The 13,658-nt window shown below is 57.5% G+C and carries 11 protein-coding genes; 3 read left to right on the top strand and 8 right to left on the bottom strand.

Annotated features, from left to right (window positions below; translation table 11 throughout):
* Positions 1 to 12: 12 nt before the first annotated feature.
* The 6 genes from J4864_RS00690 to J4864_RS00715 form a co-directional block, all read right to left on the bottom strand.
* Positions 13 to 840 carry a lysophospholipid acyltransferase family protein gene (locus J4864_RS00690; RefSeq protein WP_246479404.1) on the bottom strand — a complete coding sequence of 276 codons (828 nt, stop codon included), beginning with the start codon at positions 838 to 840 and terminating at the stop codon, positions 13 to 15.
* 14 nt (positions 841 to 854) lie between these two features.
* A complete protein-coding gene (locus tag J4864_RS00695; protein ID WP_211814242.1) occupies positions 855 to 2,033 on the bottom strand; it encodes a metallophosphoesterase in 1,179 nt (392 codons plus the stop codon).
* A gap of 125 nt (positions 2,034 to 2,158) precedes the next feature.
* Positions 2,159 to 3,538, bottom strand: a complete 1,380-nt coding sequence (locus J4864_RS00700) for a dihydroorotase (protein WP_211814243.1) — start codon at positions 3,536 to 3,538, stop codon at positions 2,159 to 2,161.
* Positions 3,539 to 3,665: 127 nt separating this feature from the next.
* Positions 3,666 to 4,520 carry a DUF4369 domain-containing protein gene (locus J4864_RS00705; protein ID WP_211814244.1) on the bottom strand — a complete coding sequence of 285 codons (855 nt, stop codon included), beginning with the start codon at positions 4,518 to 4,520 and terminating at the stop codon, positions 3,666 to 3,668.
* 111 nt (positions 4,521 to 4,631) lie between these two features.
* The gene (locus J4864_RS00710; protein ID WP_211814245.1) at positions 4,632 to 5,066 is read right to left on the bottom strand and encodes a hypothetical protein; all 435 of its coding nucleotides are present in this window, start codon (positions 5,064 to 5,066) and stop codon (positions 4,632 to 4,634) included.
* Positions 5,050 to 5,394: an FtsB family cell division protein gene (locus tag J4864_RS00715; RefSeq protein WP_040554712.1), complete on the bottom strand. Its 345-nt coding sequence runs from the start codon at positions 5,392 to 5,394 to the stop codon at positions 5,050 to 5,052. Before J4864_RS00715 ends, J4864_RS00710 begins: the two co-directional genes overlap by 17 nt.
* Before the next feature lie 157 nt (positions 5,395 to 5,551).
* On the opposite strand from J4864_RS00715, the gene J4864_RS00720 reads away from it, so the two are divergent.
* Complete coding sequence (locus tag J4864_RS00720) at positions 5,552 to 7,357, top strand: DNA polymerase III subunit gamma/tau (protein WP_211814246.1); 1,806 nt, start codon at positions 5,552 to 5,554, stop codon at positions 7,355 to 7,357.
* Positions 7,358 to 7,885: 528 nt separating this feature from the next.
* Here J4864_RS00720 and J4864_RS00725 read toward each other — a convergent pair.
* Together J4864_RS00725 and J4864_RS00730 are read right to left on the bottom strand one after the other, a co-directional pair.
* Positions 7,886 to 8,368, bottom strand: coding sequence for an S-ribosylhomocysteine lyase (locus tag J4864_RS00725; protein WP_040554713.1), 483 nt, complete (start codon positions 8,366 to 8,368; stop codon positions 7,886 to 7,888).
* Positions 8,369 to 8,373: 5 nt separating this feature from the next.
* Positions 8,374 to 9,072 carry a 5'-methylthioadenosine/adenosylhomocysteine nucleosidase gene (locus J4864_RS00730; RefSeq protein ID WP_211814247.1) on the bottom strand — a complete coding sequence of 233 codons (699 nt, stop codon included), beginning with the start codon at positions 9,070 to 9,072 and terminating at the stop codon, positions 8,374 to 8,376.
* A gap of 134 nt (positions 9,073 to 9,206) precedes the next feature.
* Here J4864_RS00730 and J4864_RS00735 point away from each other — a divergent pair, with 134 nt between their 5' ends.
* Together J4864_RS00735 and J4864_RS00740 are read left to right on the top strand one after the other, a co-directional pair.
* Positions 9,207 to 11,744 carry a YfhO family protein gene (locus J4864_RS00735; protein WP_211814248.1) on the top strand — a complete coding sequence of 846 codons (2,538 nt, stop codon included), beginning with the start codon at positions 9,207 to 9,209 and terminating at the stop codon, positions 11,742 to 11,744.
* 548 nt (positions 11,745 to 12,292) lie between these two features.
* A complete protein-coding gene (locus J4864_RS00740) occupies positions 12,293 to 13,618 on the top strand; it encodes an MFS transporter (RefSeq protein WP_211814249.1) in 1,326 nt (441 codons plus the stop codon).
* Positions 13,619 to 13,658: the final 40 nt, after the last annotated feature.

The following is a 13,658-nucleotide window of genomic DNA, read 5'->3' on the forward strand; positions in this document are numbered from 1 at the left end:
TCCAGCTTGTTTTTACTGGTCCGGATTCTCAACGAAACCCCGGTATTCAGGTGTAAGCCCCGACATGACAGCCTCGTAGGCTTCGGCCATCGTCCGCTTCTCAAACTCCGTCCCCTTCCCTCTGGGCGGAATCGGCTCGTGAATGGTAAGACTGAGCCGGTGCCATACGGGGAAATGCCAGTCCTTCGTCCGTGGCATGACATCATAGGAACCGTTGATGGTAAGCGGGCAGACCGGCAGCTGGAGCTCGTCGGCCAGCATGAAGGCGCCGCGCCGGAACCTGCCCATGTGTCCCGTAAAACTGCGTGCCCCCTCGGGAAAGACGACGACGGACATCCCCTCGCGCAGTGTCTCGCGCGCCGTGTCGTAGGTCTTCTTTATCTTGCTGGCACCGCTCTTGTCCACATAGATGTGGTGGGCTTTTTCACAGGCCAGTCCCACCAGGGGAATCTTGCGGATGGCCTTCTTCATCATCCACTTGAAGTTACGGCCGAGGAAACCGTAGATGAGGAAGATGTCAAAAGAGCCCTGGTGATTGCAGACGAAGACATAACTCTGTCTGGGGTTGAGGTGTTCCCGTCCCCGGACCTCTACCGGCAGGAAAAGCAGACGGACCGTAAGCCACGACCAGCATTTGCCCGGATAATATCCCCAGAAGTGGCCGTTGCCCAGCTGGCAGCCTGCCGTCGTTATCAAGGCCGTGAGGGCAGAGGCCAGGATGAAGAGGGGAAGGAAGATGAACAACGTGTAAAGATTGTACAGAACCGTCAGAATCCGTGCGGGCAACGTATGCAGAGCAGCCGGTCGCCGGTCCTGTCGCTGAGGTGTGGAAGTATACATAAAGGATTTCTTTTTTATTTCTTTTTCTTCGTGTGCAGCGTGATGACTGTTATCTCGTTAGGCATGTTGAGCCGGAACGGCACCAGTCCGCCCAGTCCCGCCGTGACATAGAGGAACCGTCCGCCCTGCCGGTAGAGCCCGTAGTCTTCATGCTGTCGGATGCGGGTCGGCCTCCATCCGAAGAGCTGCATCTGTCCGCCATGCGTATGCCCGCTGAGCGTCAGCTGTGCCGTCGTCTTCGGGAGGATGTTCCGCTTCCATGCGGAAGGGTCGTGCTGCAGCATGATGACAAAGGCGTTTCTGTCCAGGCCCTTCGTGGCCTTTCCATAGTCTGCATAATTGGGGAAAGGCGGTCTGCCGTCGTTCTCCGTGCCACAGATACAGATGGTCTCGCCGGCGGGCGAGGTGATGAGCAGGTGCCGGTTGCGGAGGAGCGTCCATCCCAGTCGCTTCTCCTCCACGGCGATCAGCCGTGCCTCCTGCGCCGCCTTCTCCTTGGGATTCCCTTTGATATATTCGGTATAGTCGTGGTTGCCCAGGACCGCTACGGTTTTCCTCATCGGTTGCCGTAGGACAGGCGCCATCTTCTCCACCTCTTCAGGGCGCATGTTCTGCAGGTCGCCTGTGAAGCAGATGAGGTCTGGGTTCTGCCGCACGATGTTGTCCATCTCCGCCTGCAGGATTCTCTTCCGCCATCCGTCGAAAGTGCCGAGATGGAGGTCGGATACATGTACGATCCGGTAACCGTCGAATGACGGCGGCAGATCCCGGAAGGCCAGAGACACGTGCTTCACCCGGACAGCGGAGACCCCGGCGGTGAGTCCATAAACATAGAAGGCGAAGGCAAGGGTGCCCAGGACAAGTCCGATGCTGTGTCCCCAGTTGCGCTGCGTATGCGTAACGTACTTGCGCACGGCCCATCCTGCGAAAGACGAGAGGGTGAAGATGGCCTTGGGGCCGACGAACATGCCGAGGAGGAAGAGATAGGTGTTCAGCCATGTCAGGTCGGCAGGTGCGAAGTTGCGGATGGAAGCCAGCGCACAGGTATAGACGACCATGCCGATGCAGGGAGTCCACCATAGCAGGCGTTGCCGCCACGTGATGTGGTAACGCTTGCGGAAATAGTGCATATCGATGTACAGGTCGGACAACACTATTGTCAATATAAGGTATATGACGATTCTGGCTATCATTTCTTCTTCATGCAGAGGCGGTGAGGACTTCTTGCCGCAGCGTCAGGCCGGGGACGGTGTCGGACAGGGACTTCTCTCTGAAACGCTGTCGTCCACAACAAGGGCGGGGCAGGCCTTTCCGGCATTCAGAGGCCATGTCCGGCTGACCGGCCGGCCTCCTGTCCGTGCCGGAAGGTAATCTGCTCGCCGCGCACCGTGCCGTCAAGAAGTCCGTCGTTCAGCAGATGGTGTCCGTTGCAGAAAGTATGCAGTACCCGCCACCGGTAGGTATGTCCCTCCATCGGACTCCACTTGCATTTGCTTTGAATACATTTCCTGTCGACCGTCCAGGGCTGACGGGGGGCGACGACGACGAGGTCGGCCTTGTATCCTTTCCGCAGGAAACCCCGGCGGTCCACATGGAAGAGCCGGGCCGGGGCATGCGCCATCAGCTCCACCATGCGTTCGATGCCGAGCACGCCCTGATCGACCAGTTCCAGCATCGTGACGAGTGAAAACTGAACCATCGGCATCCCCGAGGCGGCCTTTGTGCAGCCTCCCTGCTTCTGTGCCGGCAGGTGCGGGGCATGGTCGGTACCGACGACCGTGATCCGTCCGTCTGCGAGTGCCCGGCGGATGGCGGCCTGGTCGGCAGCGGTCTTGACGGCAGGATTGCACTTGATCAGCGCCTTCTTCGTGAGGTAGTCCCGGTCAGAGAATACAATGTGTGCGAGGACAGCCTCCAGCGTGATCCGTCCCTCATCCTCCGGACGGTTCGCCAGAGACAGTTCTCCTGCCGTAGAGATGTGTGCGATGTGCAGGTGCGTCCTGTATTTCCGGGCCAGTTCGACTGCCAGCCGGGAGGAGGCCAGGCAGGCCTCCGCACTGCGGATTTCCCCGTGATGGATGATCGCCGGATCGTCGCCGAAGCGTTCCCTGGCTGCCTTCATGTTCGCATTGATGATGCCTGTTTCTTCACAGTGCGTCATCACGGGGAGACCCAGTTCGGCAGCGACCCGGAAGATCTGCTCCAGCGCCTCACGCCGGTCGACAAGCATGTTTCCTGTCGAAGCACCCATGAAGAGCTTGATGCCGGGGACCGTATGCGTGTCGAGCAGGGGGAACAGACCGCTGTTGGCATTTGTCGCGCCAAAGAAGAAGCTGTAGTTTACGTGGCTCGTCCGCCCCGCACGTTCCCACTTGTCGTGCAGAGCCTCCGGCGTCGTCGTCTGCGGAAGCGTATTCGGCATCTCGAAGTAGGAGGTCACCCCGCCGTATGCGGCAGCCCGGCTCTCGCTCTCGATGTCTGCCTTCTCCGTCAGTCCCGGCTCACGGAAGTGTACATGGTCGTCGATCACGCCGGGCAGGACAAAACACCCCGTGGCATTGACGGTCTCGTCAAATGAGCCACGGGGCTGCTGTGTTCCGGCCATGATGTCTGCGATGCAGTCGTCCTCTATGACGAGCGAGCCGATGAAGCTCCGCCCTTCGTTGACGATTGTTCCACCTTGGATGAGTTTCCTCATGAGTTTCTGTTGTTTAGGGATTACTGGCTTCCTGCTCTGAGACCGTGTCTCGAAAACAGGGGAATGGGGGGTGCGGAGAGAGGAAGAATGCGCAAGAACAAAGGAAGCGGATGTGCGGAGCGGAGTCTTATCTGCGGGCAGGCTCGCCGGCCATCTGTGCGGGCGTCGGGGGTGTGACGGCGGCAGTGGGAGCGGTTCCTGCCGTGTCCGGGATGGCTGCGGCGGCAGGTTCGGCCGTGCCGTTCATCTCCTTCTGTGCCTGCTGGAAGTCTGCATAGAAGGCCTTTACCTGCGGATTCTGCTTGAAGGTGTCTGTCGCCTTGGCCATGATGTATTCAATCCATGACGGCAGCTGGTTGACCACGTTGGCATACATATAGTCGTTCATCCATATGGGGAAGGCATTGGGGGTCGTGTCGTAGGTGATGCGGGTCAGGAATCCCCAGGGGCCGAGGATGTTGTCGAAGTTCTCCGTGATGAACTTCGTGAACAGCCTGTCTCCTTTGGCATATACGCCCAGCGCCTTCTTGATCAGGCGGGCATTCACCGTCTCCTCGTCATGTCCGTTCAGGATGGCTGCGCTCTCTTCATGGTCGATTTCGACGTACTGGTTGCGCAGCTGTGTGAATTTCGTCCAGAAGTCGTTGAGCTTGTCGTTGAGCGGCGTACCGCTGACACGCTGCTGCGTGTTGTCCAGCCTGAGCGTGATGTCTCCTTTCTCCAATACGACGGGGAACTGCAGGTTGACATCGTCCATGAACACCTGTGCCACCTTCACCGAGTCGATCGTCCCATGGAAGGAGAACTGTCCGTGAACCACGTCACAGGAGTCCAGATTGATCAGCGAGTCGCCCTGGTCGGTCTTCAGATACAGCTTTCTCCCATCCAGACTCGACACGTTGGAGGTCCCCTGGATATTGAAAGAGTTGGCACACGATGTGAATGCAGCGAGTGTCAGGAGTGCGTAGAGAACTTTATTCATAGATCATTTAACTGTTCAACTTCTTCTTCTCAGACAAAATTACAACCTATAATCGGACTTGAAGAACTTTTTTATTCAAATTAAAACTATCTGTAATGTTTTTAGCTTTTTTTAGTCACTGCCTTCTCCGCCCTCTTTCTTCAGCTCGTAGCTGATGCGGTGGGTCGTGTACATCTCTAAGACGGCGGATATGAGCAGGAGGATGACCCAGTTGTGATGGAAGATGCTTACGTAACTGCTGTAACCGTCCAGCGAACCGGTGAATGCCGGACGGAGAAAATGGTAACAGTCCTCCACCATGAACAGCCCGGAAAGGATGAATCCCCAGCCCGCCAGGGTCATGATGCGGCGCAGACGGCGGACGGCCAGCCGCGTGCCGAGGTAACGCTGCCGCGACTGCATGAGCACAAAGCCGGCGGTACCGGCCAGCATCAGCCAGCAGGCGACGGACTGAATGAGAAAGAAGGCATACAGACCCGTGCCTGCAACCATGACGATTCCTCCCAAAAGGTAAACGGTTGATTCGAGTTTATTCAGCTGTCTCATACTTAGGTGTGTTGTCGGCCGGCTGCTCATCGTCGCTCAGCACGAAGATGTCTTCGTTGTCAGCCTTCATGAAGTAACGCTCCCGGGCCACGCGGGCGATGGCGTCCGAGTCGGTCTTGAGGTCCTTCAGCTGCTGTGTGTCGTGCTGATACTGACGGTCATATTTCCGGATTTCGGCCTTCAGGTCATCGATCTGGTAGGCGTATTCAATGCGCTTCATGAAACTGTTCTCGTCCAGCACGCCCACGATGAGTGCGCCGAAGATGATGACAATATGGAACTTGAACCGACTGAAGAATCTGTAAATATGTCCGGTAATCTTGCTCACTTCTCTCCTTATTATTTTCTGCAAAAGTAAGGAAAAGATTGCAGACGTACGCAGGAAGCATCCATATTTTTAGCAAATTAACAATTTAATCCTGTCTCTCTCCATCCACTTCCCTTAACTTTTATTACCTTTGCAAGACAATCAGATTTTCAAAACTATGGATGAATATATTGTCTCGGCGCGCAAGTACCGGCCGATGTCCTTCGATTCCGTCGTGGGGCAGCAGGCGCTGACTACCACGCTGAAGAATGCCGTGAAAAGCGGTAAGCTGGCGCACGCTTACCTCTTCTGCGGACCGCGGGGAGTGGGCAAGACGACCTGCGCCCGCATCTTTGCGAAGGCGATCAACTGCGAACATCCCACGGCCGACGGCGAGGCCTGCAACGAATGCGAGAGCTGCAAGGCCTTCAGCGAGGGGCGCAGCTACAACATCTTCGAGCTGGATGCCGCCAGCAACAACTCAGTGGAAAACATTAAGTCGCTGATGGACCAGACGCGCATCCCGCCGCAGGTAGGACGGTACAAGGTCTTCATCATCGACGAGGTACACATGCTTTCCACGGCGGCTTTCAATGCTTTCCTGAAGACTTTGGAAGAGCCGCCGGCACACGTCATCTTCATCCTCGCGACGACCGAGAAGCACAAGATCCTCCCGACCATCCTGTCCCGCTGCCAGATCTACGACTTCGAGCGCATGACTGTGCCGAACATCATCAGCCATCTGAAAAGCGTTGCCGAAAAGGAGAACATACAATACGAGGAGGAGGCACTGAACGTCATCGCCGAGAAGGCCGACGGCGGTATGCGCGACGCCCTTTCCATCTTCGACCAGACGGCGAGCTTCTCGCAGGGAAACATCACCTACCAGAAAGTCATAGAGGACCTGAACGTACTGGATGCGGACAACTACTTCCACATCATCGACCTTGCCCTGGAGAACAAGGTGAGTGAAGTGATGGTGCTCCTGAACGATGTCATCAACAAGGGCTTCGACGGCGGACACCTCGTCAACGGACTGGCATCCCACGTCCGCAACGTGCTGATGGCAAAGGATGCACAGACGCTCCCGCTGCTCGAGACAAGCCAGCAGCAGCGGCAGCGCTATCAGGAGCAGGCGCAGCGGTGTCCTGTCCGCTTCCTTTACAGCGCGCTGCAGATCATGAACCGCTGCGACGTGGAGTACCGGCAGAGTTCCAACAAGCGGCTGCTGGTGGAACTGACCCTGATCCAGGTGGCACAGATCACGCAGAAGGACGATGACGTGCCTGCCTCGGGGCGTAGCCCTAAGCGATTGAAATCCCTGTTCAAGAATCTTATTCTGAAGGCTCAACAGAAACCGGCTCCGCAGGTGGCCGGGAGCCTGAGACATCATGACGAGACAGCACGCCGCTGTCAGGGCGGAAGCCGGGAGCAGGTGGCTGCCCCGTCTCCCGGCGGCACACACGTCACCGCCGCAGAGCGTCCGGCGGCGAAGGTGGCAACAGGTCTGCCGAAGTCCATCAACCTGGGGGCATTGAGCATGTCATTTGACAATCTGCTCAAGAGCGACAGGAAAAAAGCCCGGGAGGACGAGCCTGAAATCACCAACAAGGACGAGAATGAGCCGTTTACACAGCAGGACCTCGTCGTCCGGTGGCGTGCCATGTGTACACGTATGCCGGACAAGATGCAGGCACTGGCACAGCGGATGAAGAACATCACGCCGACCATCACCGAATTTCCGAATATCCAGGTGCTGGCCGAGAACAACATCCAGCTCAACGAAATGCTTCCCATCCGGTCGCGCATCCGGGCCACGCTGGCGAAGGATCTGCACAACGGACAGATCGGCCTTACCATCCGGCTTGCCAGACAGGAGGAAATCAAACCCATGCTTACTCCCCGTGAAGAGTTCGACAGGCTGATGAAAACCAACCGCTCTGTAAAGAAACTCGTAGAGACGCTCGGGCTGGAGCTGGCTTAGCCGACATGGCCGTATTGTCCGGCAGCATACGGTGTTCCGGCACACGCTCTTTGCATACAAGGCAGCGAAACACCCTCCGGCCAGCTTCTCCTGTACGGCAGGGCACTCCCTCTCCGGCACAGGCAGCGAGGCCGTCGGGCTTGGCACAACCGGTGTCAGGCCTCAGCACGGCCGGTGTCCATCGGCAGTACAGCCGGTGACGGGCATCCGCACGACGGCAGAAGCCGGTAAGGAAGGGTACTTCCCGGCATCATCATACCTGTAAAAAGGAGGCTGCCGGCCGACTTATTGCGGAAGATGTCTGCCGGACAGCGACAGGCTTGTTTGCATCCTCTAAACACAGGAGGGTGTGTCAAAATGCAAATACCGTTTTGATCATCTTACAGTTTGAAACAATTCATTAAAAAAGACCTTTTCTGTACTCGATTCTGAGTAAAGAAATGGTCTTTTCTTTGTTGTAGGAAAAACCTGCTTATGGTTTGAAAGTCGTCAAGTTATTCATCTGCATTTTGACGCATCCTCCCTCTCTTATTTCTCCGGGTAATGGAGGTTGGCTTCGGTGATATTGTCCAGCACCTCTGTGAGAAACTTCTTCGACTCCCACTTTGCCATCGGCAGGTCGTGGAGCAGGTAGTTGCCGCAGTCGCAAGGTGCTGCACCGGGGATGTCGCCCTCGTAGTCGGCAACGAACCGGAAGGTGCGGCGCATCAGTCCGACGATGTCTTTCGATGCAAGGTCGCCGCGGAGAATCAGGTAGTTGCCCGTCAGGCAGCCCATCGGCCCCCAGTAGATGATACGGTCTTTCCATTCCGGGTCGTTGCGGAGATAGGTGGCGGCCAGGTGCTCGATGGTGTGGATGGCTCCCACGTGCAGCGCCGGTTCCCGGTTGGGCTCTTTCATGCGGATGTCGAAGGTGGTGACGGTTTCTCCGCCTACTTCGTCCTTGCGGCTTACGTAGATGCCGCGCAGCAGCCGCTCGTGGTCGATGGTGAATGATGGGATCTTGTTCATAGTTTTCATATTATGTCGATAAAGTGTTTCGTCACCTCGAAGCTGCCGTTGGCGACACGCTCCCAGAAGTCGAAGTACTGACTCGCCTTGCTGTCCTTGAGCGGTATGTCGCTGATGATGCGGAAGGAGACGAACGGTGTCCGGTAGATATGGCAGACCTGTGCGATGGCGCAGCTCTCCATGTCGACGGCCGTGGCACCGGGGAACCGGTCCAGTATCTGCTGCATCTTCTCACGCGAGTTGACGAACCACTCGCCGCTGACGGTCAGTCCGCTCCGTATGTGCAGTTCCCTGCAGTCAGGCAGGTCGTTCAGCGACAATGCCTTTTCCACCAGTTCGGCAGGAGCCGTGAAGTATGCCGGCATGCCGATGATCTGCCCGAACGCCACTTCGTCACCGCAGTAGGCATCGTGGTAGGTGCAGGCCGAAGCCACCACCACGTCCGTCACCTCCAGCGTCGTGTCTGCACCGCCGGCACAGCCGCTCGATACGATGAGGTCAGGGTGGTAATGATGGATCATCTCCACGGTACCGACCGCCGCATTCACTTTTCCGATGCCGCACTGCAGCAGGATGATTTCCTTGTCTCCCAGTCGGCCTGTCACGAAGTCTTTATGGTCGAAATGCTCCTTTGCCGTTTGGGAAAGGATTGCTTTGAGCTGCGTGAACTCCTTGTCCATCGCAACGATGATTCCTATTTTCATGCGGCAAAGGTACGAAAAAGTTATAAGCTGGAGATTGTACGTGCTTTGTTTTTTGTAACTTTGCACGCATGATATGGAATCCATGACCTCTCGGTCAGGAAATTCTGTCAGACGAAAGCAAAACAAAAACAAACATGAAAACTTGGAAAAGATTTCTGCCCGATGTGGTGGCTGTCGTGTTGTTTGCGGTCATCTCGTTCGCTTACTTCTTTGTTCCCGTCACACAGGGTAAGATCCTCTATCGCCACGATGCCTCGGCAGGTGTCGGATCGGCACAGGAAATGGCGGCCTACCAGGAGCGTACCGGCGAGGCGACACGATGGACAAACGCCATCTTCGGCGGTATGCCGACCTACCAGATGTCGCCGTCCTACCGGTCGACGGACGGCCTGTCGCAGGTGATGAACGCCTACCACCTCTGGCTGCCGGACAATGTATGGTTCCTTTTCGCCTATCTCCTGGGCTTCTACATCCTGCTGCGGGCGTTCGACTTCCGGCAGTCGCTGGCGGCGCTGGGCGGTGTGATGTGGGCCTTCTCGTCCTATTTCCTGATCATCATCGCTGCCGGACATCTGTGGAAGGTGATGGCACTGGCCTACCTTCCGCCGATGATCGCCGGTGTCGTGCTGGCTTACCGCGGCCGGTATCTGTCCGGCTTCATCGTGACGGCGATATTCACCGCCTTCGAAGTGAAGGCGAACCACGTACAGATGACCTATTACTATCTGTTCGTCATCCTCTTCATGGTCGTCGCCTACCTCGTGAAGGCCATCCGTGAGAAGCGGCTGGCGGGATTCCTGAAGGCGACAGGCGTGCTGGCGGCGGCAGCCGTCATCGGCATCGCCATCAACCTCTCCAACCTCTACCACACCTGGCAGTACCAGAAGGAGAGCATGCGCGGCAAGAGCGAACTGGTGAAGGCGGACAAAGCCAACCAGACCAGTTCTGGGCTCGACCGTGACTACATCACGCAGTGGAGCTACGGCATCGACGAGACGCTGACGCTGCTCGTGCCCGATGCGAAGGGCGGGGCGAGCGTGCCGCTGAGCCAGAGCGAGACGGCGATGAAGAAGGCCGACCCGCAGATACAGTCGATGATTCCCCAGCTCTACGATGCCTTCCCGCAGTATTTCGGCACACAGCCGGGGACGAGCGGACCGGTCTATGTCGGAGCGTTCGTGCTGTTCCTCTTCATCCTGGGACTGTTCCTCGTGAAAGGCCCGATGAAGTGGGCGCTGGCTGCGGCGACCGTGCTGTCTGTCCTCCTGTCATGGGGGCACAACTTCATGGGGTTCACCGACTTCTTCCTCGATTACATCCCGATGTATGCGAAGTTCCGTACCGTGGCGAGCATCCTCGTCATCGCCGAGTTCACCATACCGCTGCTGGCCGCCCTGGCGCTGAAACGCCTCGTCGACGAGCCTGACCTGCTGGGCAGGAAGATGAAGTTCGCCTATGTCAGCCTTGCCCTGACGGCCGGCGTGGCGGCCCTGATCGCCCTGTTCCCCGACATGACGGGGCCGTTCGTCAGCGATCAGGAACGCCAGATGATCAACGGCATACAGGGCATGGACAGCAATACGGCAGGGACGATTCTCGCCAATGTCTCGGCGATGCGTTCCGCCATGGTCAGTGCCGACGCATGGCGTTCGGTCGTCGTTATTCTGATCGGTTTCGCCCTGCTCTTCGGTTACAGGATGAAGAAGCTGCGCGCCGATTATATGATCGCCGCCCTGCTGGTGCTCTGCCTCGTCGACCTGTGGCAGGTGGACAAGCGTTATCTGAACGACGGTATGTTCGTGCCGAAGAGCGAGCGTGACATGCCGCAGCAGCCGACGGCGGCCGACGTGGAGATCCTGAAAGACAAGGGCCTGGACTACCGTGTGCTGAACTTCGCTTCCAATACTTTCAACGAGAACGAGACCGCTTACTTCCACAAGAGCATCGGCGGTTACCATCCCGCCAAACTGCGCCGTTACCAGGAGATGATCGACGCCTACATCGTCCCGGAGATGCAGAAGGCGATGCAGGCGATCGCCGCCAAGGGCGGCAACATGCAGGCTGTGGACGGGGCGAAGGTGTTCCCGGTGCTGAATATGCTGAATACGAAGTACTTCATCCTTCCGTTGCAGGGAGGCACGACAATGCCGCTGAAGAACCCTTACGCACAGGGAAACGGATGGTTTGTCGATAAGATAAGCTATGTTGCCGATGCCAATGCGGAGTATGCGCAGGTGGGCAGGATAGATGTACGCCATGCAGCTGTAGCCGACAAGGCCTTTGCAGCTGTCCTCGGACAGGCGGTGGAGAACGGCTCTGCGGCCACGGTGAGACTGGAGAAGTACGAGCCGAACAACCTGCGATACACCGTCAGCTCGAAGAACGGCGGCATTGTCGTCTTCTCTGAAATCTATTATCCGGGCTGGACAGCGACGGTAGACGGGCAGCCTGCAGAACTCGGCCGTGTGAATTATATCCTCCGTGCTCTCCGTGTGAAACCGGGCAGCCACACCGTTGTCCTCGACTTCCACCCGGCGAGCATCTCTACGACTGAGACGGTTGCTTACATTGCCATGGCCATTCTGATCCTTGCCGTCCTGGGAGCGGGATACATGAAGTTCAGACGGCGGAAGGGGACGGGAGAGCCGAATAGGCTGATGGCAGGAGCCTGAGAAGGCACGGTGCTGTCTTCCAGCACTCCGGGGAATACGGTCTTGTTCCCAGCCGGAGGGGTACCGCGTCCCCGGATATTGGGAACACGGTTCCCGACCGGTTGGGAACACCCTTCCCGGCCGTCGGGAACAGGATTCCCGGCCGTCGGGAAGGGCAGTCCCGGCTGCCCGGAGAAAATCTTCCTGTACATGCTGCGCCCGCTCCTGTCGATGCGGTTTCTGGAGAGGACAATTGTGATCCGGCCGGATGAGGCGAACTGATCCGCATCGTTCGGTCTTGTTTTCCGGTCCCGGTCCGTCCTTGCTGATGCCCGGGTTCTCCTGCGGGCAAAAAGATGTCGGGAGGGGACTTCATTTCCGATGCCTGTTCCTTTGTACCCTGTCCGGATGATGGAGGACGGTGGTGTCCGGATAGCTCCGAGGCGGAAGGATGCCCTTGTATGAGGATGTACACCGGGTATTGGTAAATTAAAGTTAAATAGGTCTTGAGGTGATACGCAAAAGTGCCCTCTGGGCTGTTATTCCTTTAGAAAATCCTGATAGACAAAATGAATCTGAACCCTAAGAACCTAACGGAGGAAACCACATACAACGGGAAACGGATCAGTCCGGCGGCATGGGTGCCTACGCTTTACTTCGCCATGGGCATGCCCTTCGTCGTGCTCAACATGGTCTGCACGCTGATGTACAAGGGAATGGGCGTGAGCGATGCGCAGATCGCCTTCTGGACCTCGCTCATCATGCTGCCCTGGACGCTGAAGCCGCTGTGGAGTCCGTTCCTGGAGATTTACAAGACAAAGAAGTTCTTTGTCGTACTGACGCAGCTGCTCACAGGCGTGCTCTTCGCCCTGGTGGCCTTTGCGCTCCATCTTCCCTCTTTCTTCCCGGTCACGATAGCGATACTCTCGGTGATCGCCATGAGCGGTGCGACGCACGACATCGCAGCCGACGGCACTTATATGTCCGTGCTGTCGAACGAGGAGCAGGCACGGTGGATAGGCTGGCAGGGGGCATTCTACAACATTGCGAAGATTGCCGCGACGGGCGGGCTGGTCTATCTCGCCGGCACGTTCATCGGGCACTTCGGCGTGACGAAGGCCTGGATGCTGATCATGCTGATCATCGCCGCCGTCATGGTGACCATCGGCATCTATCACTATGCCGTCCTGCCGGACCCGGCGAAGCCGACGGAGGGCAGTCCTGTCTCGCTGCACGATTCTCTGCACGAGCTGCTGGAGGTGTTCCTCGACTTCTTCCGGAAGAGACACATTATATATTATATCTGTTTCATCGTCCTCTACCGCTTTGCCGAGGGATTCGTGATGAAGATCGTCCCGCTCTTCCTCAAGGCACCGCGTGCCCAGCAGGGACTGGGACTGAGCGAACAGGAAATCGGCCTGTGCTACGGCACCTTCGGTGCTGCGGCGTTCGTCATCGGTTCGATTCTCGCCGGCTACTACATCGCCTGGCGGGGGCTGCAGAAGAGTCTTTTCTCGCTCGCCCTGGTGTTCAACATCCCCTTTGTCGCCTACACGTTGCTTGCCGTCTACCAGCCCGAGAGCCTGTGGCTGATCGGCGGCGGTATCGTCATGGAATACTTCGGCTACGGATTTGGCTTCGTCGGTCTGTCGCTCTTCATGATGCAGCAGGTGGCGCCGGGCAGGCACCAGATGGCCCACTATGCCTTTGCCAGCGGCATCATGAACCTCGGAGTCATGCTGCCGGGCATGCTGAGCGGCTACTTCAGCGACCATCTGGGCTACCGTATGTTCTTCATCGTCGTACTGGCATGCACCATTCCGGCCCTGCTGATCACATGGTTCGTCCCGTTCACCTATCCCGACAGGACGAAGAAGGCAAAGGCCGCGGCATGAGCGGGGAACAGCGTGTACAGCACATTCAGACCCAAACAAA

It is taken from the genome of Prevotella multiformis, from assembly GCF_018127985.1.
Taxonomy (GTDB): Bacteria; Bacteroidota; Bacteroidia; order Bacteroidales; family Bacteroidaceae; genus Prevotella; species Prevotella multiformis.

Bases quoted from the DNA above. Each gene is read 5' to 3' on its own strand.
- J4864_RS00735 (WP_211814248.1), top strand. From the start codon at position 9,207: ATGAAAACTTGGAAAAGATTTCTGCCCGATGTGGTGGCTGTCGTGTTG.
- J4864_RS00690 (WP_246479404.1), bottom strand. From the start codon at position 840: ATGTATACTTCCACACCTCAGCGACAGGACCGGCGACCGGCTGCTCTG.
- J4864_RS00740 (WP_211814249.1), top strand. From the start codon at position 12,293: ATGAATCTGAACCCTAAGAACCTAACGGAGGAAACCACATACAACGGG.
- J4864_RS00725 (WP_040554713.1), bottom strand. From the start codon at position 8,368: ATGAACAAGATCCCATCATTCACCATCGACCACGAGCGGCTGCTGCGC.
- J4864_RS00695 (WP_211814242.1), bottom strand. From the start codon at position 2,033: ATGATAGCCAGAATCGTCATATACCTTATATTGACAATAGTGTTGTCC.
- J4864_RS00720 (WP_211814246.1), top strand. From the start codon at position 5,552: ATGGATGAATATATTGTCTCGGCGCGCAAGTACCGGCCGATGTCCTTC.
- J4864_RS00700 (WP_211814243.1), bottom strand. From the start codon at position 3,538: ATGAGGAAACTCATCCAAGGTGGAACAATCGTCAACGAAGGGCGGAGC.
- J4864_RS00730 (WP_211814247.1), bottom strand. From the start codon at position 9,072: ATGAAAATAGGAATCATCGTTGCGATGGACAAGGAGTTCACGCAGCTC.
- J4864_RS00705 (WP_211814244.1), bottom strand. From the start codon at position 4,520: ATGAATAAAGTTCTCTACGCACTCCTGACACTCGCTGCATTCACATCG.
- J4864_RS00710 (WP_211814245.1), bottom strand. From the start codon at position 5,066: ATGAGACAGCTGAATAAACTCGAATCAACCGTTTACCTTTTGGGAGGA.